Source organism: Mycobacterium shinjukuense (assembly GCF_010730055.1).
GTDB lineage: Bacteria > Actinomycetota > Actinomycetes > Mycobacteriales > Mycobacteriaceae > Mycobacterium > Mycobacterium shinjukuense.
In genome coordinates, this window is sequence record NZ_AP022575.1 from 1,393,122 (window position 1) to 1,414,180 (window position 21,059).

Below are 21,059 nucleotides of genomic sequence, written 5' to 3' on the forward strand. Positions count from 1 at the left end.
AGTCAAGTATTTCTGATGAAATCCTCAGAAGTGATGACTTTAGCCAGCTCACGCCAGCGATGTGCGGGCAACGTTTATCGCAACCCAGACGTGGAATCGACCGACCGCTCGGTGGCCTCGGTGGGCCGGCACGCCACCAGAACCAGCCCGGCCGCGAAAAGCAGCGCGGTCGGCCACGGGAAATCCCCGGACGGAGCGAAGCCCGCACCGGCGATCGACGAGAGGGAGTATGCCGCCAGCGCGGCACCGAACAGCAAGACCGGTTCGGCCCAGCGGTCTGTCAGCGGGAGCCGAATCATGGGCAATGGCGCCACGAAAAAGCGCCGTAGCCACCACAACAACGCTAGCTCGACCGCCGTCACCAGGCTCAGGATGACCTCCCACTCCAACCGGGCCAGCCACCACGCCGCGGTTCCTTGCTCCGGTTGCGGCAACAGCCCGGTCGGGTACCCGACGACCGCTACGATCACGACGGGAACCATGTGCCATAGGTACAGGGCCATCACGTTGGTGTTGGTGACGGACAGCATGCGCCGCACGCGTGGCCAGCGCAGCGCTCGGTTGAGTGTGGGTGCGAGCGCCACCGCGACCCCGGCCTGCGTACAGCCGAACGCGACCATCGCCAACGACGGCGGTGTCGTGTTCTGCACCGGGTGGCCGGGAACGCCGATCATGCTGACCGGGTAGGGGCCCAGCCAGATCAGCATCGCCAACGCGACCGCCGATCCGGCCGCCAGCAGCAGCGGTCTGCGACCCGCCAACGACCCTTCGTGCCAGGCGATTCCGAGCTGATGGAGCATCCCCCAGCACAGCAGGTAGTTGAGCCAGCCGAGGTGCGGTATGTGGGCCGCGATCGAAGCCGCGTCCACCATCGCTACTCCGGCCGCCAGCGCCGTCGGTACCACGAGTCCCCAATGGTGTTGCGCGGCAATCGCAATGGGCGTCAGAGAGACCACCACGAGGTAGACCGCGAGGAACCACAAGTGCATCGCCACCGCCCACCCGGCATACTGCAGCACGGAGCCGGCCACGCCGCAGGCCCGCAGCGCCACCACACTTGCCGAGATCAGCCCGACGTACACCGCCGTCGGTCCCAGCACCCGCGCCAGTCGATGCCGCAGCCAGGCCTGCCGCGATACACCGCCGGCGTCGTGACGGTGTGCCCACGACACCGCCCCGACGTAGCCGGCCACCAGGAAGAACACCGGGACCGCCTGGAAAGGCCAGGTCAGCCATTGCGTCCAGGGCTGGTCGACCAGCGGGTTTTGCCGGCCGAACCGTCCGTCGTGATAGGTTACCGACCCGGCCAGCCAATGCCCCAGCACAATAAGGACCACGCCCGAGACCCGGTAGTAGTCGACCGCGAGATCGCGGACCGGTCGAGCGGTGCCTGCCTTGTCCCCGGGCATCAAATCTTGCGCACCAAAGCGGCCGCGCGCACGTCGTTGCCGACGACGAAGTGCATCCGGACGCGGTCGTCGCGCTGGTCGGCACGAATCACGACCGGTTCGTCAAACCTGATGGGGCTGCGGTACTCCAGTACGGCGCGATGAGGCGCTGCCGCCAAGGCCGGCATCTGGCTGAGGATCTCGAGCACGCCTTGCCAGTAGATGGTGTTGTTGACATGCTCAAAATGATCAATATCCGTGCGCCGCAGCGGAAATGGTGTTTCGGTGCCATTGGTGATCGGCTCGGTGAGCCAGGGGCGCCACCTGAGCCGGTGGTTGTCGGTGGTGCTGCCGAAACGTGCGATGCAGTCGTCGGTGAGACGAGACGGCGTCAAGGTGTCCTTGTTCATGCAGATCCAGAAGCCTTCGGTTTCGATTCGTCCGCCGTGCGAACCCGCCAGTTGAACACGCATGTTGCACCATCGGGTGGAAAGCGCTGCGCACCAACGGCGGAAGGTGATGTCGTTGGGTATTTCGATGGGTTCGAGGACGTCGATCACGGTGCGCAGCACGATCCAATGGGGATGGACTTCGGCCAGTCCGGCATCGGCGAGGTGCTCGGCGCCGACTTCTTGGACATAGCGAGCGACACCGTCCAGGCGTAGCCTCTTGTGCTCGTCGATATCGGTTGTGGCCAACCGCCAGCCTGTTTGGTAGACGTACCCCGAGCTGGGCGGCTCGGCAAGGGGCACGTCGACGTCGGCGTCGTGGGGCACGGCCTCTCCTTTACCCGTCGGCACGGTGATCGCCGAGCAGCTTCTCCAGTTTGTCGCTGGCGCTATTGAGTTTCGATTGGAACATCGACACCACCCGTTCGCGCACCCGCGGCTTGTGGGACAGCGGTGGGAGCAGTCCGGCGAGCAGGTTCAGCCGCGCCGAGCTGAGCCAGTCCGTCAGGTCGGGATCGGCTAGCCAGCGCGCGAAGTTACACAGGTCGGAGTGCGTCAGTCGCATCCAGTCCAGGTCGCGGTCGGGGTGCGGGATCGGTGTGCAGAGTTCGTTTTTCACGCCGTCGGTGTCGTAGGCGAGTTCGACGTGGGCGATGAACGCGGCGCTGAACACCTGTTGGCATCCGCGCACCGCCTGCAGGGTCAGCCGATCGCCGTCGAAAACCGGCTTCGCCGGACGTTGCGGCGCCCCGTCGGCGGTGCAGTCGATGTACAGGGCCGACGGTGAGGAGTTGATCGATCCGCCGTCGAGCACGATTGTGGTGGGCTCGATGTGCTGCACGTGCCCAAGCCGCACCACATCGTCGATTTGGCGCAGTTGGTCGTATTCGGGCTGTGACACCGTCGCGCAGCGATACATGGTCGGACGTATCGCGGGGTCCAGGCGCAGTAACGTGCCGGCGGCCTCGAGCCGGGCGAACAGATCGTCGATCGACGTTGCGGCGTCGATGGCCTCGAGCGTGGCACCGTAGCTGTCCCGGAACTGCTTGATGAACGCCGGCCCGGGCTGCAACGTCGCCCGGTCGATCAGCCAGGAATCGCGCGGCCTGATCCACGTCAGCCTCCTCGGGCCAATGCCGTTTCGCAGCAACCACAGGCAGACGTCCATGCCGGTCTTGCCGGCACCGACGACCACGTACCGGTCCCGCGTGGTGAACTTCGGTAGTTCGTTGGGCGCGATGCAATCGATGCCCGGTGCCACCGAGTACGGCGCGGGCCGCATGGACGGCACGACGGCGCGCAAATAGGTGGCATCGACGATCCGCCGCTGGACGGTGACGGCGTAGTCCGCGCCCCCGAGCGTGCGGAACCGGCCGTCGCCGAGATACTCGCTCATCGGGAAGTACTCCACCCGCCCGGTGGGAAGAAACTGCTGCTGCATGACGGCGTCGAAATAGGCGCATATCTCCCCGACGGGAGCGAGTTCGTTCAGTCCGCGATTCCAGCCGACGGCGTCAATGGTGTTGTTGCCCAACGGTCTTGAGTTGACGCCGTAGTATGCCGACGGCTGGTGGAGTCGCACGAACGGGTAGGCGGTGGTCCAGTGTCCACCCGGCTGGTGCGCTCGGTCGACGATCACCACACGCGCCTCGGATTCGGTGATGAGCGTATCGGTAAACGCCATACCCATGGCTCCGGCACCGACCACCAGATAGTCGGCGTCGATGGCTTTCATGGCCCTCCCTGTGCACCCGCTTCGGTGAACGACTGTTGCGCCACGATAGCGCCTGACCGGGTCGGCGGCGCGCGTGCCGGTCCGCGGTCCGGCGCGAAACAATTCAGCTCTTGCTGTTATATCAGTCTCAGCTGTACAGTTTTATTTATGCTGACGTGTGAGACCCGGGAATCGGCACTGGCACGGCTGGGCCGGGCGTTGGCCGATCCGACGCGCTGCCGGATCCTGGTGGCGCTGCTCGATGGGGTGTGCTATCCGGGCCAGCTGGCTTCCCACCTCGGGTTGACGCGCTCCAACGTGTCCAACCACCTGTCCTGCCTGCGGGGCTGTGGGCTGGTGATCGCTACCTATGAGGGCCGGCAGGTCCGGTACGCGCTGGCCGACAGTCACCTGGCCCGTGCCCTGGGGGAGTTGGTCCAGGTCGTCTTGGCGGTGGATACCGACCAACCCTGCGTCACCGAGCACGCGACGTCGGAGGCGCTCGTGACCACAGCCGATCAGAACAGGAGGAGTTGACAGTGGTTTCCCATGCGCTTTTGGTGAAGGCGGCCGGCACGGTAGCGACCGGGCTGGTCGGGGTGACTGCCTATCAAGCGCTGCGCACGGCGGTCGGCACGGCTCCCGTTCGGCGAGCCGCGGTAACCGCGACGGAATGGGGTCTGCGCGGAACCCGGGGCGCGGCGGTGGCGGCCGAGTCGGCCCGGCTGAAAATCGCTGACGTGGTTGCCGAGGCTCGCGAACGCATCGGTGAAGACGCCTGGCAGTCGGCCCCGACCGCGACCACCGAGGCAGCCGATGTTGACCGCTGATGCGCGCCCGGACACCGACGTCCTGCTGACCGTTGTGTCCGCCGCGGCCGGGCGGATGCGGGTGCACGCCACCGGGTTTCGGTTCGACGCGGTCCGAGCCGTCGCCATCGAGGACACGATTGGCCGGCTGCCCGGCGTGCGGGCCGTGCAGGCGTATCCGCGAACGGCGTCGGTGGTGATCTGGTATTCGCGGGGGCGCTGCGACACCGCCGCGATGCTGGCGGCGATCGCCGATGCCGCCCAGCTTCCCGCGGTGACGGTGCCCGCGCGGGCCCCGCACTCGGCCGATATCCGCCGGGTCGGTGTCGTGCGGAAGGTTATCGACTGGACCGCGCGCACGCGGTCGGGTCGGCGCCGCGACGTGTCGGGCCGCGACGCCTGCGGGTGCGATCACGATGACAACGAGGACCGTGCACCCGAGGGGCTCTGGCACGTCTGGAAGCTGCGACGAGCCGCGGTGTCCGGGGCGCTGTGGACCGCCGGGGCGATTGCCGCCTGGGCCGGTCCGCTCGGGCCGGTCGCGCTGGGACTCAAGGCACTGGCCTTGGCGGTCGGGGCCTCGACGTTCGTGCCGGCCAGCCTCCAGCGAGCGGCCGAGGGCCGCATCGGCGTGGGCACCTTGATGACCATCGCCGCGGCCGGCGCCGTCGCACTGGGTCAGGTCGGTGAGGCGGCCACCTTGGCATTCCTGTTCTCGATCAGCGAGGGCTTGGAGGAATACGCGGTGGCGCGCACCCGGCGCGGCCTGCGGGCCCTGCTGTCACTGGTGCCGGATCGGGCCACGGTGCTGCGGGGGGGCGCCGAAACCACCGTCGCCACGGCCGATCTGCGCGTCGGCGAGCAGATGATCGTCAAGCCCGGGGAACGCCTCGCCACCGACGGCATCATTCGTGCCGGGCACACCGCGCTGGACGTCTCGGCGATCACCGGCGAATCGGTGCCGGTGGAGGCCGGGCCCGGTGACGAAGTGTTCGCCGGGTCGATCAACGGCGCCGGCGTGCTGCAGGTGGAGGTCACCGCGACCGCCGAGGAGAACTCGCTGGCGCGGATCGTGCACATCGTGGAAGCCGAACAGGCCCGCAAGGGCGCTGGTCAGCGGCTGGCCGATCGCATCGCGCGACCATTGGTGCCCGGCATCATGATCGCCGCCACGCTGATCGCCGCGACTGGCAGCGTGTTGGGTAACCCGCTGGTCTGGATCGAACGCGCTCTGGTGGTGCTGGTCGCGGCCTCCCCGTGCGCGCTGGCCATCGCGGTGCCGGTGTCGGTCGTGGCGGCCATCGGCGCCGCCGCCAAACTCGGCGTACTCATCAAGGGCGGCGCCGCGCTGGAAGGCCTGGGCACCGTGGGCGACATCGCGCTGGACAAAACCGGAACGTTGACCGCCAACCGGCCCGCCGTCATCGACGTCGCGACCGCCAACGGCGTCACCCGCGAGCAGGTGCTGGCGGTGGCCGCCGCGTTGGAGGCCCAAAGCGAACACCCGCTGGCCGCCGCCATTCTCGCCGCAACCCCGGCACCGACCGCCGCCGCCAGCGACGTGCAGGCCATCCCCGGGGCCGGACTGACCGGGCATCTCGATGGGCATGCCGTCCGCCTGGGGCGGCCCGGCTGGCTCGACCCGGCCGACCTGGCCGAGCGGGTGGCGCGCATGCAACACGCTGGGGCCACAGCGGTCCTCGTCGAACGCGACCATCAGCTGCTGGGCGCCATCGCCGTGCGCGACGAACTGCGTCCCGAAGCCAGCGAAGTCATCACCGGGCTACGCGCCGCCGGCTACCGGGTGACGATGCTCACCGGCGACAACCACGCCACCGCCGCCGCCCTGGCGGCCCAAGCCGGAATCGAGCACGTCCATGCCGAGTTGCGCCCCGAGGACAAGGCCCAGCTGGTCGGCCGGCTGCGCGCCCAACGACCCACCGCGATGGTCGGCGACGGCGTCAACGACGCTCCGGCCCTGGCCGCCGCCGACCTGGGCATCGCGATGGGCGCAATGGGAACCGACGTCGCCATCGAAACCGCCGACGTTGCCCTGATGGGCCAAGACCTGCGTCACCTGCCGCAAGCGTTGGACCATGCCCGCCGCTGCCGGCGGATCATGCTGCAAAACGTCGGGCTATCGCTGACCATCATCACCGTGCTGATGCCGCTGGCGTTGTTCGGAACCCTCGGCCTGGCCGCGGTCGTGCTGGTGCACGAACTCACCGAGGTGATCGTGATCGCCAACGGCGTGCGCGCCGGACGCATCACGCCGCTGGTGCCGACCCCGTGCCGTAGCCAACGAAGCGACACATCACGGTGACATTGGATCCGGGTGTTGTCGGCGCGCGCGGTGCGACGCGGTTTGAGTGGCGAGCCCACCCGGCGGCGCCGAACCGTGTTCCACCGGCCGGTTTTCCGGTGTGCGATGGGGTCGATCCGCTGCGCGGGGAAGTTTTTCGGGCGTCGGCACAAAACGTCACAGTGACGAAATGCGGGCTGGCCGATTCTCTCCGTTGGTGCTACCTATTGGCACCAGGACATGCGAATATGCATGATAATATGCGAATATGCCTAAGACGGTTCAGATTCGCGACATCGACGACGAGGTGTATGCCGGCCTGCTGCGTCGCGCCGGCGAGGAGGGGATCACGGTGCCGGAATTGCTGCGCCGTGAGGCGGCCCGATTGGCGGCCCGGCCGTCGGTGGCGCAGTGGCTGGCGCGCACCGGGCGGCGGCCCTCAGCGGTGTCCACGGCCGAGGTGCTGGCGACCTTGGACGAGTGGCGTGGCGAGTGGCCGGATGCTCGTCGTTGATGCCTCGTGCCTGTTCGAGGTCGTAGCGGACACCCCCCGGGCGGGTGCGATCGCGACCCGGTTGGCCGCCGATACCGATCAGGCGGCGCCACATGTGGTTGACGTCGAGGTGATGGGGGTGATCCGCGCCCAGTACCTCAAGGGGCACCTGGACGGCACAGCCGCAAGTCAGGCGGTCGCCGATTTGCGGGATTGGCCGGGCGAGCGTATCGGGCATCGGTGGCTGCTGGAGCGGGCCTGGGAGCTGCGAGACTCGGTGCGGGGATGGGATGCGTTCTACGTGGCGCTGGCGGAGGTATTCGATGCAACGCTGCTGACGATGGACGAACGACTGGCCCGCGCGCACGGGCCCACCTGCCGGATCGAAGTCCTAGGCATCGCGTGATCGTCGCTGACCAAACGGGTGCCCCAACGCAACGTCACCATGACGAACCTCTGAGGAGGTGCGGCGTTCGGTCGCGTCCCAACGTCTGCACTGCTGCATCGCCCGCGACTTGGTCTTCGAGCACGCCGGTGACTACGACACCCGGTGGTCGGCGATCAAGGCGATCGCGGGCTAGTTGGGGATGAGCCCGGCAGTGCTGGTCTAGGCGTGGTCTAGGCGGCGCCAACGACAACAGCGGCGCCGGACGCCGAAGTCCGTGTCGGGGAGGTGGTTTCCAGCGAAATCATGGTTACCAAGTTTATGGTATTTTAATGGTGTGCGGACTACCATCGATAAGGCCGGTCGTTTGGTGATCCCAAAGTCACTACGCGAACAGTCGGGCATCATCTCGGGTGAGGTGGAGGTATCGCTGGATGGGGCTGCTATCCGGATCGAAAGCGTGGTAGCCGACAACCTTGTCGAAGAGGACGGGTTACTCCTCCTTCCCAGTGGCGGGCCAGCGCTTGATGCCGACGCGGTTAGGGAGTTACGGCTTGCCGACCAGCGCTGAACATGCCCTAGTCGACACCAGCGCGGCCCTTGCGCTGGTGCAGCGCGAGAACCCATTTCACCTTGCCGCTCGAGCAAGGCTGCTCGCATGCCGACGTGGGCTGTCGGGGCATGCCGCGGTGGAGCTGTTGTCGGTACTGACGCGACTGCGGCCGCCGCAGCGCCTGAGTCCGGTTGCGGCACTGCGCCTTGAGGAGACCAATTTTCCGGAGTCTCGCTTCCTGTCCGCCGCGGATACGAAGGGTCTATTGCGGGAGTTCGCGGAAGCGGGCTTGGCCGGCGGCGCGCTGTACGACGGTCTCGTGGGTGCGGCTGCTCGTAAGCACAAGCTGCCCCTCGTCACGTGCGACCGACGGGCCGAACCGACATATCGACTGCTCGGTGCCGACTACGAACTGCTATCGCCGATTTCGCGCTAATGGCAAAACTCACGAGTGAGCGAACGAAAGATACGTCGAGGAAGGCCACGGAGACCATCCACGGATTCAGGCTAAGGAGTCGTGCCTCCGCTGCCGCGGCAACTCAATGCCGATAAGCGACATTATGTCAGGTAACCGTCGAGGACCAGGATGTGCTGGCCGGTCAGGCGGCGTTGGCCCCCCCGTCCGCTACGTCACTACTCGCGAAGGCTCGACTTCGGGCAGCTGCTGCGGGCCCACAACGGCGAAGTTGGATAAAGATCGCGCCCTTCGACTGTGACGACGATACGGGCGTGCGCTCCGGCCGCTGGGTATGATTTCCCCGGTCGAGTTCGAAAACCGACTCACTCAGACGGCACAAGCCGCCTGACCCTGTGTCCACCATTACGGGTCAACCCCACTAGGACGTAACTATACGGCGGATTCGAACCATGGCGAGTTCCCGCACAGTTCATGGATAATCGACATTATCCATGAACAAAGGGCTCATCTGATTAGATGCTCCCGCGTGCTAGCACCCAGCGGTGCTGGAACGCCAATACCGTCGCCGCCGTTTCGAAGTCGGCATCATAGTGGACAACGGTGAGTTGGTCTGCAGCCGCGAGGGTGGCGGTAAGCAGGTCGGCCATGCCGACGGCTCGATGTTGGCCGGTTCGCGCCAATGCTCGCTGTGCGCCCAGTGCGGTCTGCCAATGCTCGTCATTGGTCGGCAGATACTCGTAGGCGTCGCGGCGGTCCGCCCAGAGCTGTTCGTATTCGGCCGGGCCGCGGGCGCTGTAGAGCGCTTCGGCATCCAGCGACGCTGTTGTCGCAACCACGCCGCCTTCGATAAGTGGTCGCAGGCGCCGCGATACCTCTGGGTGGCGCATCCTCGCGGCGGCGCTGGTATCGATGAGATAACGGGCGATCAGCGCCACACTTCCCCGCGCTCATCCGGATTGGCCATGCCCTCAAGCCCGCCATGTTCAAGCCAGTCGATCTGGCGGGCCCGCGCGGACTTGGCCGCCACTTGCTGCAGCGCGATCCGCACGGTGTCTGATACTCCAGTGGTCCTTAGTTCTCGCTGCGCGGCTGCCAGGAGCTCATCGTCGAGGTCGATCAATCTCTTGGGCATGCCGCCCCCATCTTGCGTATATATGCATTGCCCAGCCAGTATATACTTCAAAGGTTCATGGACGAGGAAAATCCGGTGTGATTTAGCACTGCCCAAGTCTTCACAACCGATACGGTGTGTGTCGCACGCTTGGGTAGGCGGCCCCCTTATCTGTGTTGGGGACCCCCGAAAAGGTGGATCCGGGTTGGTCGTTGTTGTTTGGCCCGTGCTCCCCGCTCCGTGTTGAGGGGCGGTGGACCGCAGTCGGGGTCGAGGTGGAGCGCCCGCAGCGCAGCGAGGACGAACGACCTCGAGGCCGACGAGGATCCGCCGCATACTGGGTCGGCGCGGAGCGAGGCAAAGACGTTGCGGTTCAAATCATGTGACGCCTCCGTAAGTGCTGAGGGGTCGAAGACAGCAAGCGTGGCGTGCCGGCGCCCAGCCTTATCTGGGTCCACGGACGACGGTCCGGCGAGATGATGATGGATGGGGTGCCCGGCGTGCGGGCTGGTGATGGAGGGGTATAAGGTACGTGTGGGAACGGATGGCTCCGTCTCGTCGTACCTCGTTGCCCATTACCGGGAGTGGTCGCAATCGGCCGATCACGCTGTCCGCACCAACGTGAGCCAGAAGGTCCGCGCGCTCGGGTTGATCGTTCAGTTAACTGCAGTCACATTCCTCGCGGCTTCGCTCGGGCTCGAGCTTTACAGCTCGAAGGCGACTCCTACCGGCTACGTGACCACCAAGCCGCCGCTGACAGCCTCCGCCGCGCCGCAGCAGCCGCCCGAGAACCGCTACGCTGATCCCTGCCCTCGGATGGGGAACTTCGGTGAGCACATCTGGGGAATTTCGACGAGCGTCATCAGCGGTGGCAGCGAGGCCCTCTAGGTGCAGAAATATTGCCCGTTGAGCAGACAATTCTGGGGTGGCGAGTAGGAACCGGTCAGCACGCCCCTGAAGCCGCCCGTGGCTGAACCACCGGGTGCAATGATGCGATTCCAATTCGCGGGGGTGAGAACATAGTGCGTGCCAGAATGCGCAAGGGTGCTGTTCCACGTGTGCGAGACGGATTCGCCTACCGGCAAGTCGAATTCAAGCTTCCAGTCGGTTAGCGGCACCGTGCTCAAGTTTGTGATGGTGAAGTGGGCGATGAAACCGGTCTGCCACGTCGATGTCACCGACAACGTCGCCGTGGCCGCAGCCGCATGAGCTACGGGGGTGATGGCGAGTCCGAGGATGGCAGCTAGCAATGCCGACACGGTTGCGTGAAGCGCTGTCCGCCAGCGCTTCACGCAATTGTTCAGTCCGGCCATAGTGGCCAACACTAAAGCCACACGGGCGCTATCGGCCGCCCCTTCGCAAGCAAGCTGCAGTAACTTTGCTCAACCGAAACCGTCATGACATTTTGGCCACGATCCACCCTGAACCATGGATCGGCCTGGCTGGCGCGGCCGGCCGGTTGGGCGGGAGCCCGGCGGAATCGAATATGGCGGGTTACCAGTAAAAGACTGCAATGACGACGCCTTCGTCAGCTACCGCGCCAACTACCGCGCCCGGAGTCGAATGTTCCGACACGGCGTTTCTTCGCGTGGTTCGGCGGGACTCAGGTTTGGACTGGCACGCTGCGTTTGCGTGCCGCGACAGCGAGCGCGTCGTCAAAGGTGGCGAGGCTTGCCTGGTAATGAATTGCGACGTCCAGGACGCAGCAATCAGGCAGCTTTAGCTCGCTGCTGGCGCGTAGTTCGGCGAGACGCAGCGGCTCGCCATCGTCGTGCGGGGCAACGACGATGCCGGCGGAACGCAGATCGTGGAGCATCGATGCTCCCTGCCCCACGCGGACGCCACCGACGAGGACCTCCGCCAGGGTGATGGTGTGCACCAGCATCTGTCCAGGTGTGCCGGCAAGCAGAATCGCGGTAGCCGCCTCATGATGAGGGTCGCCGGGGTTCAAATGCGCGATCAGCACGCTCGCGTCCAGCGCGATCACGTGGGCCAGTCCGCCCGAAGCTCGGCCAGATAGTCAGGCCCAAACGCCTCAGGGTAGCGGCCACTGCTTGCCAACACGGCGGCACGGTGTGCCCCGTCCTCCGCGCGCTCATCGCGCTCGAGGATGCCGCCGCCCACCTCGATCAGGCGTCGCAATAGCGTGGAACGGGGCTCGCCGGGCCATCGCTTGGCGGCCCGGTCCAACGCCTGAGCTACCTCTGGGGTTTCGGTTACTTGGTAGCGGGGACGGGTGGTCGGCATCCACATAAGTGTACCACTTTTCGCCGGGTGGTACACCTACTTACTTCCTCGGCCACGTACGCGTGGCACATCGGTGGCATAGTTGTGGCATGAACCGCATGAACCGCATACGGTTGAGCACCACGGTTGACGCCACGCTATTGCGCAGTGCGCGCGGCCTGCGGGTAGGCATCACTGACGCCGCCCTCATCGATGAGGCTCTCGGTGCCTTGCTCGCTCGTTATCGGTCGGCCGAGGTGGACGCGAGCTACGCCGCCTACGACGAGCATCCGGCGGATGAGCCCGATGAGTGGGGCGATCTAGCATCGTGGCGGCGAGCCGCTGGGGCCTCGTGAGCGCACTGCCGGCACGCGGAGAGGTGTGGTGGTGTGAGATTGCCGAGATAGGTCGACGCCCGGTTGTGGTGCTGTCGCGTGATGCGGCGATCCCTCGGCTACGACGCGCGCTCGTCGCTCCGTGCACCACGACCATCCGAGGGCTGGCAAGCGAGGTTCTTCTTGAACCTGAGGTCGATCCGATCCCGCGGCGTTCGGCGGTGAATCTGGACTCGGTGGAAAGTGTCTCGATCGCAGTGTTGGTCGGACGGCTGGGTCGCCTCGCCGACACCCGGATGCGCGCGATCTGCGCGGCCCTTGCGGTTGCAGTCGACTGCACTGGCTGAGGTCCTCGCACGCGATCAGTTCATCGGCCGAATTCGTCGCGCCGACGTATCGGTGCCACTCAACCTCGCGGGGTCAACAGGCGCACGAAACCGACGGGTGCGGCGAAGCCCTTGAGCGTGACCGTCTCTCGGCGCTGGGGCACCTCGGCCACGATCTGCTGGACCGCGGGATCGGCGGCCACGGCGTGCGACAGCACGATGTCGTCGCCTGCACTTTGGCCCTGCAGACGCGCGGCCATGTTCACCGTCGAGCCGAAGTAGTCCAGACGGTCGTTCAGCGTCACGACCACGCTAGGGCCGGCATGCACGCCTACCTTCAGCACCAGGTCGCTTCCGGAATGCGCCGACGCGGCGATGCCTGCCTGCATGGCGAGCGCCGCGCGGACCGCTTGCGCCGGATCGGTGAATGCGGCCATGACGGCGTCACCGATGGTCTTGACCACCGCGCCGTCATGGTCTCGCACGATCGCCGCAAGCAGCGTGAAATGCTCGCGCACCAGGTTATAGGCGGTGGCATCGCCGACGCGTTCGTAGAGTGCGGTCGACCCCCGCAGGTCGGTGAACAGCAGCGCGACCTGGCTGACCCCGGCATCGTCGCCCGGCCGCAGCGTCGCCTCGGCGAACAAATCGCGAAAGGCCTGCAGCGAGATCGCTTCGGGCGCCGTCAGCGCGCCGCGCACCCAGGTTCGCTCCTCGACCAAGGCCGCCAGCTCGAAATCGGCATCGTTGACGAATGTGACGCCTCCCGGCGTGTCTTGCCGATCCGCGACGTTGAGCACCTCGACGCCCGACCCGGTGATGCGCAGGCCCGGAAACGCCCCGGACTCGTACTCGACGTCGACGAAGCCGCCGGGATGGAGTGTGCGTAGGCGATAGGAGCCTGCGGGAAGGTCGGCGGCCACGGTGCGCCGCTCCCCCGGACTCAGCAGAACCTGTACCGCCACATGTGGCGTCTCCATCGGACCGGACAGGCAGAAACCGCCGCCCGGCAGCGGGCGCACCATGGGGGCCGGCGCAAACGTCAGCTCGACGTTGCGCTCGAAGTCGCGATCGTAGTCGATGTTGCACGACGAACAGTGCGCGCCGTGGGGCAGCTCGGCGAGCGTAGGGACGCTGACCTTGGCTCCGCGGCAGTTGGGGCAGAGCACATCCCACTTCATGCCGAGCAGCCCCGCCCGCACGCCGGCGAGGCAAGCCTCGGTCACCGCGCGCGCGGGCAGGCCCAAATCGGCGGCCAGCGCCTTGGGTCGGAGACGGGTGAGGTCGCTCGCCATGCCCCGCAGCACAAGGTTGGCGAGCCACCCGCCGAGCCCGTTACCGTAAGGGCTGCGGTCGATTTCGCGTGCCATCGCCGCGGCCCGCTGGCGCGCACCGTAGGGTAGCTCGGGCTCAGACAACACGAAAGGTGTCAGGCGCTCGGGTGCGCGGTGGCCGCGAGCAAAGGCGGCCGCCTCGACGATGCGCTTTCCCACCGTCTCGCCCGCCCGGGTGGCTAGCCGCGCGCCGAAGAGGCGGCCGACCAAGCTCAGCGGCTCCCATTCGAGGGCGTAGGTGACGTGTGAGCCCCCTTCGCCGTCCGGCTCGAGATCGAACACCGGGCCGAAGCGGCGGAACGGGCCCTTGGCAAACACCCGCGACTGGCGGAAATGCCGTCCCGAGATCCACTCATACGGCTTTTCCTCCCATTCCACTGTGAACCCCGCCACCGTGCCCCGGCCGCGGCGCAGGACCGTACCGTTGGCTTGCGGTGTCTCCTCGAGTGTGTAGGGCGGCAGCCCGATCGCCTCGTTGAACCGGTTGGTATCGGCCAGCACCGGCCACAACTCATCCGGCGGCAGGGCGAATGTCCAGGTCCACGTGCGACGCATCGCCTCGAACTCTAGACCGGTGGGCAAACGCCACGTGTCGCGCCGCCAGGGTGGTTTAGCGGGGCCCGTATGTGTGGAGGTAGAGCGTGGGTCCGTCGGGTAGCCGGCCGCTCGCGGCGAGGTCGAGGAGCGCGGCCATCGCTTTGGCGGTGTAGACGGGCTCGAGGTCGAGGTGCTCGGTGTCGTGCGCGAGTTTCAATGCGCGTGCGCCCCGGCTTGTCGGGTGGCCGTAGCCCGCGCCGAGCCAGTCGCGCAGCAGGGTCAACCGGTCCGCTGGCAGGTGGCTTTGCGGCAGGATTGCACCGCGGCGTTGCAGCAGGCGTGCCGCCCGACGGGCGAGACTGGTAACCGATCGGTGATCCAGGCGCAGCTTGTCGTTGACGACGATGCCGATCACCCGGGTGTCGGTGAGTCCGGCAAGCGCAAGGCCCAGGTATAGGCCGGCGGCCGTGCCGCCCGATCCGACCGCGGTGACGATGCACGATGGTGCCGGGATGGCGCCGGCCCGTATCTGTGCGGCGAGTTCGAGCGCCGCCTCGACGTACCCGAGGGCCCCCAGCGGGGACGACCCGCCGGCAGGCAGCGGGTAGGGCCGGCGGTGACGCAGGTATAGGTACGGTGCGGCCACGACCGTGCGCGTTGTGCTGTGAGTGAGATAGATGTCGGCGCCGGATGCGCGGAGGCGTTGGAGCTGGGCCTCGACGTGCTCGTCGACCGGTTGGTCGATGAGGGCGAGGGCGGTGTGCAGGCCGAACTCCCGGGCGTACAGCGTGGTCGCTAGCCCCCAATTGGTGCCCAGCCCGCCGACGGTCAGGATGGTGCGTCGGCGTTGGCGCTTGACCTCGGGCAGCAGCCATTCCAGCTTGCGGACTTTGTTGCCCCCCCAACCGCCGTTGCCGTAGGCACCGTCATCTTTCACCCAAACCGACGCGCAGTTGGGCAGGTGGTCGAGTCGACGCACGGGCGTGGGCCCGCTACCGAGGGCGACGCGTTCGAGTGTGTCGCGCAACGCCGGAAAGCGCTCGTGGAGGTAGCCGGTCATGCGGTGGGGATTGGCGAGGACACGTTGCGGCCGGATTCGGGGGATCGGGCCACCATCGGGAAAAGCGCCGATGGTCCCCTGCGGGCCGCCTGTGACTTACCTGCGGACATTGGCCCAAACGCATGCACGTCGAGTAATCTAGCGGTTGCGGCTGGTTTGCTGGCGTCATTGAGTGTCGTCGGCATCGAATGGCGGTTCGACAGATTCGTCATGAGAGGGAACCCGGTGTGAATCCGGGACTGTCCCGCAGCGGTATGCAGGAACGACCGCCGTCATCGGCACTGGTCCACGGCCCTGGGACCGGGAAGCGACGGCCAGTAGGAGCGCCGTTTCGGTGTGTGCCTGTGAGTCCGAAGACCTGCCAGCTGCGCCGGGCGCGGTGTGTCCGGCGCCCGTCGCCTCGCGGATTGGGCGGATGGCCATGAGCTAGCAGCAGGGCGGCGCCGCTGTGGGGGCGCCGCTGATCGGCTCTAGCGGCTGAACGTCTCCCAGGGCGACCGGGCATTGCCCGTCGTATCGGAGGACGTTGATGGCACCTCATCGAGCCCTCACCGGGAGCTTCCCGGGCATGCGCCGCGTCAGCCGGTATCTGTTCGCCGGCAGTGATCGATGACCGCCCCGATCTGGTTGGCATCGCCACCGGAGGTGCATTCGGCGCTGCTGATCAGCGGCCCGGGAGCCGGTCCGTTGCTGGCGTCTGCGGGCCAGTGGAACTCGCTCAGCGTTGCCTACGCCGAGGCGGCCGACGAGTTGTCCGCCCTGTTGAGCGGCGTGCAACTCGGAGCCTGGGAAGGTCCGACCTCGGTGACCTACGTGGCTGCCCACGCGCCGTATCTGGCGTGGCTGATGCAGGCCAGCGCCGATTGCGCCGCGATAGCCAGTCGACTGGAAACCGCGGCCGCCGCCTACACCGCCGCCCTGGCCGCAATGCCGACCTTGGCTGAGCTGGCCGCCAATCACGCCGCGCACGCGGTGTTGGTGGCAACCAATTTCTTTGGCGTCAACACGATCCCGATTGCGCTCAACGAGGCCGACTACGTGCGGATGTGGATCCAGGCCGCCACCGTGATGACCACCTATCAGGCGGTCTCGACCGCGGCGGTGGCCTCCACACCGCAGGCCATCCCGGCCCCCCAGATCATGAAAGCCGACGCGCAGGCAGCCGCGACCGCAGAGTCGTTGGCGCTACCGCCCGACCGACAAAACCAGTTCCTGCAATGGTTGCAGGATATCGGGTATATCGACTTCTACAACAACGTCATTCAACCATTAATAAATTGGCTGGCGAACATCCCTTTCCTGCAAGCGCTGTTTTCCGGATTTGATCCTTACCTGCTCATTCTCGGTAATCCACTTACCTATCTCAGCCCGCTCAACATCGCGTTCGCCCTGGGCTACCCGATGGATATCGGTACCTATGTCGCCTTGCTGTCAGAAACCTTCGCCTTTATCGGGGCAGATCTGGCAGCGGCATTCGCTTCGGGTAATCCCGCGACCATCGGTCTGACCATTCTGTTCACCACCATCGAAGCCATTGGCACGATCATCACCGATACCATCGCGTTGCTAAAGACCCTGCTGGAGCAGACTGCGGCGCTGCTCACGGTTGTCGTGCCCCTGCTGACCAGCCCGTTGGCGCCGTTGGCCGCCGGCGCTGTGCTGGCGCCGATCGGCGCCAAGGGCTTGGCGGCGCTGGTGGCCGTGCCGCCACCGGCGCCAGCCGTCACGGCTCCCGTCACGCCGCCGCTCGCGGCCCTGGCCCCGAGCATCCCGACCTCTCCCCCGTCGCCGGCACCGACACCCGTGGAGGCGACCGCGCCGGCCCCGGCTCCCGGGCCGCCGGCGCCACCGACCAGCGCACCGCCGTCGGTGACCGGCGCCGGTGTGGGTGTGGGGATGGAGAGCTACGGCTACCTGGTGAGTGGCCTGAACGCGGATGCCAGGAGGTCCGCAAGCGCCCGCGCCCGAAAGAAGGCGCCGGAACCCGAAAGCACCGAAATCCCGGCCGTCGCGCCGACGCCGCAGCAGCAGGCTCGACCGCGGCGGCGTAGGCGGGAGAAGGTCGGGCAACTGGACCGCGGCTACGAGTACATGGATTTGGACTCAGAGGACGCGCCCGACTCGAAGGCGGGCTGGGAGCGGGTCACCGCTGCGGCCGCGTCCGACCAGCGCGGGGGAAGGCTAGGGTTTGCCGGCATCGCCGGCAAGGCCGGTGCCGCACCGGCAGCCGGGTTGATCACGCTGGCCGGCGATGCGTCCGATGACGGCCGGCGCGTGCCGCTGACGCCGAGCACCTGGGAGGCCGACCCGGCGCCGCCGGCCGACGACAGCTGACGATTGGGCACCTTCGGCCGGCATCAATAGGTCAGCCCCGAGTACATGATCCGGCCCGGATCATACTTCTGCCGGATGGCGGTCAGTCGAGCTAGGTTGGCGCCGAAGTACCGCGCGGCCGGCTGGTTTGCCTCGAGATAGTTCACATAGCCGCCAACCGAATACGGTTGCACCGCGTGATGCGCCGTGTCGAGCCAGCTGGTCGCGGCCGCCGGCGAACCGGCGGTTTCGACGTACCACTGCACCAGCGCGGAATGCTTCCGATACGGAAAGGCTGTGGCCCCCGGTGCCACGCTGGCGAGGGCGCCGTCGAGCGCATGCATGATCGCAAACATCCGACCGGCCGGGCGCGGAAACGCATCGACCGCCGAGGCGATCCCCTGGGCGACGGCCGGGGTGATCGTGGTGAAGACATCGGATCCGCCGACATAGCCGAGCGGCGACGGGTTGAGGTTCCCGACGGCCAGGTACCTCACCAAGCCCAGGTAATCGAAGGTGTGATTCTCGGTCCCGGTCGGCTGCATGCCGACCGCTGCGATGATGGCGCCGGCCACGCTGCCAGCCGACCCGGCCGGGCAGGTCGCCATGATGCGACAGTGCGTGCCCAGCGCGTCGGTGGTGGCCTCCGCCAACGCCCAGTTGCTTCGGTCGGCGGTACGCAGCCAGTTCTGCCAACCGAGCAGGATCTGCGCGAACGACTGCGGCGGGAAATTGAGGTTGACCACGTCCACCTCAGCGGTGGGAAACGTGGTGAAGGTTAGCGACGTTGTCACCCCGAAGTTGCCACCGCCGCCGCCGCGCAGCGCCCAAAAAAGGTCGGGGTGGTTGGTGGTCGATGCGGTGACCGCCTCGCCGCCGGGCAGCACCACCGACGCCGATGTCAGTGCGTCACACATCAGGCCCGCGTGCCGGGATTGGGCGCCCAGCCCGCCGCCCAGGGCGTGTCCCGCGGTACCGACCGTCGGGCAGGTGCCCGTGGAGATGCCCCGGCCGGCCGCGGCCAGCGCCTGGTGCAGCGCATACAAACCGGTCGCCGGCGTCACCGTGACCTGTCCGCTGGCGCTGTCATAGTTGATCTCCTCGGGTAACTGGCGCAGGTCGAGCACCATGGTTCCGTCCGCGGTGGACGCGCCCACATAGGAGTGTCCGCCGCTGCGGGCAGCGACCTTGAGGTTGTGGGCAGCAGCGAATGCCATCGCCTTTTGCACGTCGGCCGCCGAGGTCGGGCCGACGATCGCCGCCGGCGTCGAGCCGTTGTAGTTGGTGTTGAAAACCTGTTTGGCCGTTGCGAATTGGGCGCCGTCGTCCGGCCGTAACACTCGCCCGCCGATGGCCGCGGAAAGACCGTCCCAGTCGGGGGTGTTCGGATCGGCGGTAGCCCGGACCGGACCGAATACCGCGCCGGCGGCCAACGCGCCGGCGGCAGCGCGCAGGAACGTCTGGCGTGAGATCTCATGCGCCAACGTCGGGCTCCCGCGATTGCGTCATCTCCGGCATTGTCAACCACGGGGCGACAAAAATCGCGGTGCCGCATCACGTGTCGCGGGTCTTGTCTCACCCGCCTCGCGCGTTTCGGCACGGTAGGGATCTGCGATGCGCCCGCCTACCAGCGACAACCGTGGTTGTCGCTGCTAGGCGGGCACTTTGTAGGTGGGTCAGTTCCGGGTACACGTGGGGCAGATGAGGACGTTGCGACGCCTGAAGCCGCCTATCAGAACTCCGAGACCCAATGCGGGCACAGCGGCCCGAGGAGCCAGCCGCGGTTATGGCCACCAGATCGGGCGAATTTCCAACCGCGGGATCCCTGCAAAGTCGTGTGGGTTGCACGTGTAGAGCGCGACGCCGTGAGCGATCGCGCTCGCAGCGATCAATGCGTCGTAAGCGCGTGCTGCCGGTTTTCTCCCCGATGACCGCAGCGCCGCGGCGACCCCACCGAATGCTCGCGCGCAGTCGGCGTCGAAAGGAAGAACCTCAAAGTCTGCCTCGGCCTGCTGCAGATGCTGCTGGCGTGCGCTGCGTTCCTCGTCGCCGCGGGCGACGTGCGGGCCGACGGATAACTCGGCCAGGGTGATCGCACTGATCACCGATTCGTCGGGAAGGGCTGACGGGTCAGCGATCTGGCCGAGAAGGATCACCGTGGAGGTGTCCAGCATTCCGCGCGTTGGCAGCCCACTCACAGCGACGGATCGATCAGGTTGTCGATATCGCGGCGCAACGCGTCGGGATTCACCCTCGGGAGATGCCTACGGCGACGAATGAGCTCGGCTGGGCTGACGCTTGGATGCGGCAGTGGGCGCAGTTCGGCCACCGGTGTGCCGTCGCGGGTGACGACGATGCGCTCGCCGCGCTCGACGCGGCGGAGGACCTCTCCCCCGCTGTTGCGCAACTCGCGCACCGTCACCGAACCCATGACCGTAAGTGTATCACCGGTGAGACAAGTCACGCGTGCCGGTGTTCGGCCACGTGATCCGGGCAGGGCAGCTGGGCGGCGTCATATGCCCGCGGTCGAGCGTGTTGTGGTCGACGCCTGTGTTCAGATGGCGATGACACGAACGAGCTCGGCTAAACCCGAGAACTCGCCGGCGTTTCGGGTGTAGAGGTCCAAGCGGTTGGCGTGTGCCGTCGCGGCGATGAGGAGATCGGCGAACCGGCTCCGCGGCCTCCTGCCTTCCCCGATGATCGCGGCGACGACCAGGCCGTAGCTTCTGGCCGCGGTTGTGTCGAACGGGATGGGCTCGAGCATCGATTCCACTTCCTGTAATCGAGCTTGGCGCTTCGCCGCTTCCAGCGGGGTTGCAGCGAGATGAGGACCGGCGGCCAATTCGGCGGCGGTGATCGCAGATATCGCCATCTGATCGGGCAGGGCCGCGACCACGGCCGGATCATGCCAGTCGACGACCACAGAGGTGTCAAGAAGTCCGGCCGTCATGTTTCACAGGCTTTGGTCGATTGACCGGTCCAGATCAGCGCGGAAGCGCCGAGGATCTATGCGTATCCCGGCCCCCGCCGAGGCAGCGACCTCGTCGCGGGAAACAAAGGTGCGCCGGCCGGCTTTGATGGGACGCAGCTCGGCTACCGGTTCGCCGTTGCGTGTGACGACAAATGTTTCGCCCGCCGACACGGCATCGATCACCTTGGCGTTGTCGTTGCGCAATTCGCGCTGGGCGATGGTTCGAGACATCCTGCCAGTGTAGCGAAATATGCTACTGCGTGCTACAGGTCCGGGCGCACGCTTGTCCAGCAGCGGTCGAGGATTGAACTTCGGCGGTTTACGAGTCCGGCTAA

24 protein-coding genes, 1 pseudogene and 1 riboswitch are annotated in these 21,059 nt (G+C 66.7%); of the genes and pseudogenes, 10 read left to right on the forward strand and 15 right to left on the reverse strand.

The features are described from left to right. Positions 1-74: 74 nt before the first annotated feature. Genes G6N20_RS06140 through G6N20_RS06150 form a run of 3 tightly spaced genes read right to left on the reverse strand, consistent with a single transcriptional unit; the run spans position 75 to position 3,572 of the window. Positions 75-1,409 carry an acyltransferase family protein gene (locus tag G6N20_RS06140; RefSeq protein ID WP_083047867.1) on the reverse strand — a complete coding sequence of 445 codons (1,335 nt, stop codon included), beginning with the start codon at positions 1,407-1,409 and terminating at the stop codon, positions 75-77. Then, a complete protein-coding gene (locus G6N20_RS06145; RefSeq protein ID WP_083047865.1) occupies positions 1,409-2,164 on the reverse strand; it encodes an acyl-[acyl-carrier-protein] thioesterase in 756 nt (251 codons plus the stop codon). Before G6N20_RS06145 ends, G6N20_RS06140 begins: the two co-directional genes overlap by 1 nt. Positions 2,165-2,174: 10 nt before the next feature. Then, complete coding sequence (locus G6N20_RS06150; RefSeq protein ID WP_083047862.1) at positions 2,175-3,572, reverse strand: NAD(P)-binding protein; 1,398 nt, start codon at positions 3,570-3,572, stop codon at positions 2,175-2,177. A 147-nt stretch (positions 3,573-3,719) separates the two neighbouring features. On the opposite strand from G6N20_RS06150, the gene cmtR reads away from it, so the two are divergent. The 6 genes from cmtR to G6N20_RS06185 all read left to right on the forward strand — a co-directional run bounded on the left by cmtR (position 3,720) and on the right by G6N20_RS06185 (position 8,529). After that, positions 3,720-4,088 carry a Cd(II)/Pb(II)-sensing metalloregulatory transcriptional regulator CmtR gene (gene cmtR / locus G6N20_RS06155; RefSeq protein WP_083047860.1) on the forward strand — a complete coding sequence of 123 codons (369 nt, stop codon included), beginning with the start codon at positions 3,720-3,722 and terminating at the stop codon, positions 4,086-4,088. Between the two features lie 2 nt (positions 4,089-4,090). Next, positions 4,091-4,381, forward strand: a complete 291-nt coding sequence (locus G6N20_RS06160; protein WP_083047858.1) for a DUF1490 family protein — start codon at positions 4,091-4,093, stop codon at positions 4,379-4,381. Next, the gene (locus G6N20_RS06165; RefSeq protein ID WP_083047856.1) at positions 4,368-6,683 is read left to right on the forward strand and encodes a cation-translocating P-type ATPase; all 2,316 of its coding nucleotides are present in this window, start codon (positions 4,368-4,370) and stop codon (positions 6,681-6,683) included. Before G6N20_RS06160 ends, G6N20_RS06165 begins: the two co-directional genes overlap by 14 nt. 247 nt (positions 6,684-6,930) lie before the next feature. Then, positions 6,931-7,176, forward strand: coding sequence for a hypothetical protein (locus G6N20_RS06170; RefSeq protein ID WP_083047854.1), 246 nt, complete (start codon positions 6,931-6,933; stop codon positions 7,174-7,176). Beyond that, positions 7,163-7,561, forward strand: coding sequence for a type II toxin-antitoxin system VapC family toxin (locus tag G6N20_RS06175; protein WP_083047852.1), 399 nt, complete (start codon positions 7,163-7,165; stop codon positions 7,559-7,561). The genes G6N20_RS06170 and G6N20_RS06175 overlap by 14 nt, the downstream gene beginning before the upstream one ends. 533 nt (positions 7,562-8,094) lie before the next feature. Next, positions 8,095-8,529, forward strand: coding sequence for a type II toxin-antitoxin system VapC family toxin (locus tag G6N20_RS06185; RefSeq protein ID WP_083047848.1), 435 nt, complete (start codon positions 8,095-8,097; stop codon positions 8,527-8,529). 494 nt (positions 8,530-9,023) lie between these two features. On the opposite strand, the gene G6N20_RS06190 is transcribed toward G6N20_RS06185, so the two are convergent. Together G6N20_RS06190 and G6N20_RS06195 are read right to left on the reverse strand one after the other, a co-directional pair. Then, positions 9,024-9,446 (reverse strand): PIN domain-containing protein, encoded by a 423-nt coding sequence (locus tag G6N20_RS06190; RefSeq protein ID WP_083047846.1) that lies wholly within the window; start codon positions 9,444-9,446, stop codon positions 9,024-9,026. Further along, positions 9,437-9,643: a DUF2191 domain-containing protein gene (locus tag G6N20_RS06195; protein WP_083047844.1), complete on the reverse strand. Its 207-nt coding sequence runs from the start codon at positions 9,641-9,643 to the stop codon at positions 9,437-9,439. The genes G6N20_RS06190 and G6N20_RS06195 overlap by 10 nt, the downstream gene beginning before the upstream one ends. A 513-nt stretch (positions 9,644-10,156) precedes the next feature. Between G6N20_RS06195 and G6N20_RS06200 the strand changes: the two genes are divergently transcribed. Further along, entirely contained in the window at positions 10,157-10,510 is a 354-nt protein-coding gene (locus G6N20_RS06200) for a hypothetical protein (protein WP_142272002.1), read from the forward strand. Here the strand turns inward: G6N20_RS06200 and G6N20_RS06205 are convergent. The 3 genes from G6N20_RS06205 to G6N20_RS06215 form a co-directional block, all read right to left on the reverse strand. Further along, positions 10,507-10,935 (reverse strand): cellulose-binding domain-containing protein, encoded by a 429-nt coding sequence (locus G6N20_RS06205; protein ID WP_083047840.1) that lies wholly within the window; start codon positions 10,933-10,935, stop codon positions 10,507-10,509. The two genes, G6N20_RS06200 and G6N20_RS06205, sit on opposite strands and share 4 nt — an antisense overlap. Positions 10,936-11,225: 290 nt before the next feature. After that, on the reverse strand, positions 11,226-11,609 hold the full coding sequence (locus G6N20_RS06210; RefSeq protein ID WP_232065444.1) for a type II toxin-antitoxin system VapC family toxin: 384 nt from the start codon (positions 11,607-11,609) through the stop codon (positions 11,226-11,228). Continuing rightward, positions 11,606-11,869: a hypothetical protein gene (locus G6N20_RS06215; protein ID WP_142272001.1), complete on the reverse strand. Its 264-nt coding sequence runs from the start codon at positions 11,867-11,869 to the stop codon at positions 11,606-11,608. Before G6N20_RS06215 ends, G6N20_RS06210 begins: the two co-directional genes overlap by 4 nt. A gap of 74 nt (positions 11,870-11,943) precedes the next feature. Between G6N20_RS06215 and G6N20_RS06220 the strand changes: the two are divergent. Continuing rightward, a pseudogene (locus tag G6N20_RS06220) lies at positions 11,944-12,204 on the forward strand (type II toxin-antitoxin system antitoxin MazE5); the annotation flags it as partial. Further along, positions 12,201-12,530, forward strand: a complete 330-nt coding sequence (locus tag G6N20_RS06225) for a type II toxin-antitoxin system PemK/MazF family toxin (RefSeq protein WP_083047838.1) — start codon at positions 12,201-12,203, stop codon at positions 12,528-12,530. The pseudogene G6N20_RS06220 and the gene G6N20_RS06225, both read left to right, overlap by 4 nt. A gap of 59 nt (positions 12,531-12,589) precedes the next feature. Here G6N20_RS06225 and G6N20_RS06230 read toward each other — a convergent pair whose 3' ends face one another. Both G6N20_RS06230 and G6N20_RS06235 read right to left on the reverse strand, forming a co-directional pair. Beyond that, positions 12,590-14,344, reverse strand: a complete 1,755-nt coding sequence (locus G6N20_RS06230; protein ID WP_158084753.1) for an adenylate/guanylate cyclase domain-containing protein — start codon at positions 14,342-14,344, stop codon at positions 12,590-12,592. A gap of 109 nt (positions 14,345-14,453) precedes the next feature. Then, the gene (locus G6N20_RS06235) at positions 14,454-15,440 is read right to left on the reverse strand and encodes a 1-aminocyclopropane-1-carboxylate deaminase/D-cysteine desulfhydrase (protein WP_083047833.1); all 987 of its coding nucleotides are present in this window, start codon (positions 15,438-15,440) and stop codon (positions 14,454-14,456) included. Between the two features lie 162 nt (positions 15,441-15,602). Next, positions 15,603-15,820: riboswitch (cobalamin riboswitch) on the forward strand. 229 nt (positions 15,821-16,049) lie between these two features. On the opposite strand from G6N20_RS06235, the gene G6N20_RS06240 reads away from it, so the two are divergent. Beyond that, a complete protein-coding gene (locus tag G6N20_RS06240; RefSeq protein WP_083047831.1) occupies positions 16,050-17,774 on the forward strand; it encodes a PPE family protein in 1,725 nt (574 codons plus the stop codon). A 23-nt stretch (positions 17,775-17,797) separates the two neighbouring features. Here the strand turns inward: G6N20_RS06240 and G6N20_RS06245 are convergent, their stop codons facing one another. The 5 genes from G6N20_RS06245 to G6N20_RS06265 form a co-directional block, all read right to left on the reverse strand. After that, positions 17,798-19,237 carry an FAD-binding oxidoreductase gene (locus tag G6N20_RS06245; RefSeq protein WP_083047829.1) on the reverse strand — a complete coding sequence of 480 codons (1,440 nt, stop codon included), beginning with the start codon at positions 19,235-19,237 and terminating at the stop codon, positions 17,798-17,800. A gap of 300 nt (positions 19,238-19,537) precedes the next feature. Then, positions 19,538-19,927, reverse strand: a complete 390-nt coding sequence (locus G6N20_RS06250) for a type II toxin-antitoxin system VapC family toxin (RefSeq protein ID WP_232065445.1) — start codon at positions 19,925-19,927, stop codon at positions 19,538-19,540. A gap of 20 nt (positions 19,928-19,947) precedes the next feature. Then, positions 19,948-20,184 (reverse strand): type II toxin-antitoxin system Phd/YefM family antitoxin, encoded by a 237-nt coding sequence (locus tag G6N20_RS06255; protein WP_083047825.1) that lies wholly within the window; start codon positions 20,182-20,184, stop codon positions 19,948-19,950. Positions 20,185-20,307: 123 nt separating this feature from the next. Continuing rightward, a complete protein-coding gene (locus tag G6N20_RS06260; protein WP_083047823.1) occupies positions 20,308-20,703 on the reverse strand; it encodes a type II toxin-antitoxin system VapC family toxin in 396 nt (131 codons plus the stop codon). Positions 20,704-20,706: 3 nt separating this feature from the next. After that, positions 20,707-20,955, reverse strand: coding sequence for a type II toxin-antitoxin system Phd/YefM family antitoxin (locus G6N20_RS06265; protein WP_083047821.1), 249 nt, complete (start codon positions 20,953-20,955; stop codon positions 20,707-20,709). Between the last annotated feature and the right edge of the window lie 104 nt (positions 20,956-21,059).

Bases quoted from the DNA above. Each gene is read 5' to 3' on its own strand.
- G6N20_RS06195 (WP_083047844.1), bottom strand. From the start codon at position 9,643: ATGCCCAAGAGATTGATCGACCTCGACGATGAGCTCCTGGCAGCCGCG.
- G6N20_RS06235 (WP_083047833.1), bottom strand. From the start codon at position 15,440: ATGACCGGCTACCTCCACGAGCGCTTTCCGGCGTTGCGCGACACACTC.
- G6N20_RS06260 (WP_083047823.1), bottom strand. From the start codon at position 20,703: ATGACGGCCGGACTTCTTGACACCTCTGTGGTCGTCGACTGGCATGAT.
- G6N20_RS06170 (WP_083047854.1), top strand. From the start codon at position 6,931: ATGCCTAAGACGGTTCAGATTCGCGACATCGACGACGAGGTGTATGCC.
- G6N20_RS06205 (WP_083047840.1), bottom strand. From the start codon at position 10,935: ATGGCCGGACTGAACAATTGCGTGAAGCGCTGGCGGACAGCGCTTCAC.
- G6N20_RS06215 (WP_142272001.1), bottom strand. From the start codon at position 11,869: ATGCCGACCACCCGTCCCCGCTACCAAGTAACCGAAACCCCAGAGGTA.
- G6N20_RS06150 (WP_083047862.1), bottom strand. From the start codon at position 3,572: ATGAAAGCCATCGACGCCGACTATCTGGTGGTCGGTGCCGGAGCCATG.
- cmtR (WP_083047860.1), top strand. From the start codon at position 3,720: ATGCTGACGTGTGAGACCCGGGAATCGGCACTGGCACGGCTGGGCCGG.
- G6N20_RS06255 (WP_083047825.1), bottom strand. From the start codon at position 20,184: ATGGGTTCGGTGACGGTGCGCGAGTTGCGCAACAGCGGGGGAGAGGTC.
- G6N20_RS06165 (WP_083047856.1), top strand. From the start codon at position 4,368: ATGTTGACCGCTGATGCGCGCCCGGACACCGACGTCCTGCTGACCGTT.
- G6N20_RS06175 (WP_083047852.1), top strand. From the start codon at position 7,163: ATGCTCGTCGTTGATGCCTCGTGCCTGTTCGAGGTCGTAGCGGACACC.
- G6N20_RS06250 (WP_232065445.1), bottom strand. From the start codon at position 19,927: ATGCTGGACACCTCCACGGTGATCCTTCTCGGCCAGATCGCTGACCCG.
- G6N20_RS06265 (WP_083047821.1), bottom strand. From the start codon at position 20,955: ATGTCTCGAACCATCGCCCAGCGCGAATTGCGCAACGACAACGCCAAG.
- G6N20_RS06140 (WP_083047867.1), bottom strand. From the start codon at position 1,409: ATGCCCGGGGACAAGGCAGGCACCGCTCGACCGGTCCGCGATCTCGCG.
- G6N20_RS06240 (WP_083047831.1), top strand. From the start codon at position 16,050: ATGACCGCCCCGATCTGGTTGGCATCGCCACCGGAGGTGCATTCGGCG.